Annotated in this window: 2 protein-coding genes and 1 pseudogene; 2 read left to right on the top strand and 1 reads right to left on the bottom strand. The window is 72.6% G+C overall.

Annotated elements, in window-relative coordinates; genetic code table 11:
• Positions 1–404: 404 nt before the first annotated feature.
• Both ACVNF4_RS33205 and ilvD read left to right on the top strand, forming a co-directional pair.
• Positions 405–1,004 (top strand): annotated as a pseudogene (locus ACVNF4_RS33205) (TetR/AcrR family transcriptional regulator); the annotation flags it as partial.
• Between the two features lie 108 nt (positions 1,005–1,112).
• The gene (gene ilvD, locus ACVNF4_RS33200; RefSeq protein WP_461806588.1) at positions 1,113–2,966 is read left to right on the top strand and encodes a dihydroxy-acid dehydratase; all 1,854 of its coding nucleotides are present in this window, start codon (positions 1,113–1,115) and stop codon (positions 2,964–2,966) included.
• Positions 2,967–3,016: 50 nt separating this feature from the next.
• On the opposite strand, the gene ACVNF4_RS33195 is transcribed toward ilvD, so the two are convergent.
• A partial coding sequence (locus tag ACVNF4_RS33195; protein WP_461806587.1) for an outer membrane protein assembly factor BamB family protein occupies positions 3,017–4,202 on the bottom strand: 1,186 nt, incomplete at its 5' end.

The following is a 4,202-nucleotide window of genomic DNA, read 5'->3' as shown; positions in this document are numbered from 1 at the left end:
CAGGTCGTTCGCCATGCCCGCGTGCCGCTGCGCGGTGAGGCCGTCGTAACCGGCGCGGAAGTGGGGGTCGTCCCAGCGGATGGGAGGCTTGGGGATGCCCGGACCCGACACTTTGACAATAACCGGGGTCCTCGGACGCCTCGTCGGCCCCCGGTGCTTCCCCCGAGCCCGGCGACAGCCGCTCGGACTCAGCTGCGGGCCCTGGTCCGTCCGCCGGCTCTCGGCCTGATCCCGCCGGAGTCCTCCAGGCATCCTCGGACGCCTCGTCGCGCCCCTGCGCGTCCCCCGGGCCCGGCGGCACCGAACCCCCTCACGCCGCCTCAGACGGCCCGTCAGCCCCCGCTCCACCCTCCGACACCCCAGCCACCCCCAAAACGCCCCACAGCGCCCCTGAGGCCCCCTCAGCCCCCCGTCGGCGGGGTCGGCCCCGGCGTGCTGAGGCTGCGAGTGGGGAGACTCGGGAGAAGATCCTCGCGGCGGCGCGGGAGGAGTTCTCCGAGCGGGGGTACGAGAAGACGTCCGTGCGGGGGATCGCGAAGGCCGCCGGGGTGGACTCGGCGCTGGTGCACCACTACTTCGGCACCAAGGAGCAGATGTTCGGGGCCGCCGTCGAGGACGCCGTCGGTCCCGCGTTGAGCGCGCCGGAGGCTCTTCTCGACGGACCGATCGAGGAGACCGGCGAGCGTTTCGCGCGGTTCGTCTTCGGCGTCTGGGAGAACCCCGTCACCAGGGCACCCCTGCTCGCGGTCCTGCGCTCGGCGGTCACCAACGACACCGCCGCCACCGTCTTCCGCCGCCTGGTCGCCTCTCAGTTGCTGCGCCGCGTCGCCGCCCAGGTCGACCTCCCGGACGCCGAACTCCGCGCCGAACTCGCCGCCGCCCAGCTCATCGGCTGCGCGTTGCTCCGGTACGTCATCAAGGTCGAACCGCTCGCCTCGGCGGACGTCGAACAGCTCGTCGCCCGCGTCGCCCCCGTCGTCCAGGGCCACCTGACCGCTCCCTAGGGCAGCCGTCCCCGAGACGCGCGTCCCGCATTCCGGACACCCCGTCCCGCCCTCTGGATGAGCGGCGTACGCTCGGCAGCAGCCCTATCTGCCTGTAAGGAGCGGACGATGCCCGAGCTGAGGTCCCGCACAGTCACCCACGGTCGCAACATGGCGGGCGCACGCGCGCTCATGCGGGCGTCCGGGGTACCCGGGGCGGACATCGGGCGCAAGCCGATCATCGCGGTGGCCAACAGCTTCACGGAGTTCGTGCCGGGGCACACGCACCTCCAGCCGGTCGGGCGGATCGTCAGCGAGGCGATCGTCGAGGCGGGCGGCATCCCCCGGGAGTTCAACACGATCGCCGTGGACGACGGCATCGCGATGGGCCACGGCGGCATGCTCTACAGCCTGCCCTCCCGGGACCTCATCGCGGACAGCGTCGAGTACATGGTCGAAGCGCACTGCGCGGACGCCCTGGTGTGCATCTCGAACTGCGACAAGATCACCCCGGGCATGCTGAACGCGGCCCTGCGGCTGAACATCCCCACGGTGTTCGTCTCCGGCGGCCCCATGGAGTCCGGCCGCGCCACCCTCGTCGACGGCACGGTCCGCACGCTCGACCTGGTCGACGCGATCTCCGACGCGGTGAACGACAAGATCTCCGACGAGGACATCGCCCGCATCGAGGAGAGCGCCTGCCCCACCTGCGGCAGCTGTTCCGGCATGTTCACCGCCAACTCGATGAACTGCCTGACCGAGGCGATCGGCCTCTCCCTGCCGGGCAACGGCTCGGTCCTGGCCACCCACACCGCCCGCAAGCAGCTCTACGTCGACGCCGCGCGGACGGTCATGGACATCACGCGCCGCTACTACGAGCAGGACGACGCGACGGTACTGCCCCGTTCCGTCGCCTCCTTCGAGGCCTTCGAGAACGCCATGGCGCTCGACATCGCGATGGGCGGCTCGACCAACACGATCCTGCACCTGCTGGCCGCCGCCCAGGAGGCGGAGGTCCCGTTCGGCCTGACGGAGATCGACGCCGTCTCCCGGCGCGTTCCCTGCCTCGCCAAGGTCGCCCCCAACGTCGCCAAGAACCGCACCTACTACATGGAGGACGTGCACCGCGCGGGAGGCATCCCGGCGCTGCTGGGCGAGCTGCACCGCGCGGGCCTGCTCAACGAGGACGTCCACTCCGTGCACAGCCCCTCCCTGTCGGACTGGCTGAAGACCTGGGACGTCCGCGCCGGATCCCCCTCCCCCCAGGCCGTCGAGCTGTGGCACGCCGCCCCGGGCTGCGTCCGCTCCGCCGAGGCGTTCTCCCAGTCCGAGCGCTGGGACACCCTCGACGAGGACGCCGAGGGCGGCTGCATCCGCTCCGCCGAGCACGCCTACTCCAAGGACGGCGGCCTGGCCGTCCTGAAGGGCAACCTGGCCGTCGACGGCGCCGTCGTGAAGACCGCGGGCGTCGACGAGTCCATCTGGACCTTCGAGGGCCCCGCGGTCGTCTGCGAGTCGCAGGAGGAGGCCGTCCAGAAGATCCTCCTGAAGGAGATCAAGGAGGGCGACGTCGTCGTCATCCGCTACGAGGGCCCCAAGGGCGGCCCCGGCATGCAGGAGATGCTCTACCCGACCTCGTACCTCAAGGGCCGCGGCCTCGGCAAGGCGTGCGCGCTGATCACCGACGGCCGCTTCTCCGGCGGCACCTCCGGCCTCTCCATCGGACACGCCTCCCCGGAGGCCGCCGGCGGCGGCACCATCGCCCTCGTCGAGGACGGCGACCGCATCCGCATCGACATCCCGGGCCGCTCGATCGAGCTCCTGGTCGACGACGCCGAACTGGCCCGCCGGGAGGCCGCCCTCAACGGCGTCTACGCCCCCAAGAACCGCGAGCGCAAGGTCTCCGCCGCCCTGCGCGCGTACGCGGCGATGGCCACCAGCGCCGACAAGGGCGCCGTCCGGGACGTCTCCAAGCTGGGCTGACGTCCCGTCCCGCGAGGGCCCTTGTTCGAAATGGCCCTCCGGGGAGGCCGTTACGGTCCCGACCGGTCGTTCTCGGTCACCGCGAAGACCGTGCCGTCCGGCGCACCCGCGTACACGCGGCCGTCGACCAGCTGGGGCGCCGGGAGGGACGCGGCGACCTCGTCGGAGCGGCTGCCGATGCGCAGGGTCGTCTGGCCGAGGAGACGTCCCGCGCGCGCGTCGACGGTCAGCAGACGGCCGTCCGCGCCGCTGAAGTACACGCGCGTGCCGTCCGCCGCGAGGTCGGAGCCACGGCTCACGGAGGTCTGGAGCGACCACACCTGGGTCCCCGCGCCGAGGTCCACGGCGGCCAGGGCGCCGTCGTAGCCCAGGAGGTAGACCTTGTCCCCGACGACCGTCGCGCGCGCCTGCGAGAGGGCGACGGTCAGCGGCACCTTGAGGGAGTTCCCGGTCGCCGGGGAGTACCGGACCACCGCGTCCGTCTCGCCGTAGTCGCCGCCGCCCTTGATGAACACCAGGTCCTCGCCCGCGCGGCCGACCGGGGTGAGTGCGCCGGCCAGCTCGGCCTCCCAGCTGACGGTGCCCGTCGCCGGGTCGACCGCGGCCACACGCGTGCGCGCGCCGTCGGCCGAGAGGCTCGTCGCGTACGCGAGCCGGTCGCCGCGCAGGGACGTGAACACCGGGATGCCCTGCCTCGGAACCCGCTTGCTCCACAGGTCCTTGCCGGTCGTGCCGTCCACGGCGGTCACCTTGCCGTCGAACGAGATCAGCAGCAGCGTGCCGGCCGCGGGGACGACCGAGTGCTTCGAGATGTCCCGCTGCCAGCGCGTCGCGCCCGTCGCCGGATCCAGGGCGAGCGCGCGCGTGCCCGAACGGACGACGAGCTGGACGAGGCCGCCCTCGACGACCGGTGCGCGGCCCGGTGAGTCGTCCGCGGCGAGGGGGTGCCGCCACAGCACGCGGCCGTCGTTCTCGTCGAGCGCCGAGACGAGACCCCGCTGAACGCACAGGAGGCGCCCTGAGACGTACACGCAGCGCGGGACGGACCCGGAGTCGTTCGGCGCCGGTTTTGTCGCCCAGGGGGCGAATGCGGACGTTCCTGAGGGTGTTGTGCGCGGAGCGGCGCTGCTCGTGCCGTCGATGAGACGCAGTCCGGCGAATCCGCCGCCCGCGAGGACCGCCACGGCGGCACCGGCGAGCAGCGCCTTTCCGCGCCGCCCGCGCTTCGGCTTCGCG

This window comes from Streptomyces sp. S6, from assembly GCF_054880855.1.
The sequence above is the reverse complement of the archived record's forward strand: the minus strand, read 5'-3'. Positions and strand labels throughout refer to the sequence as shown.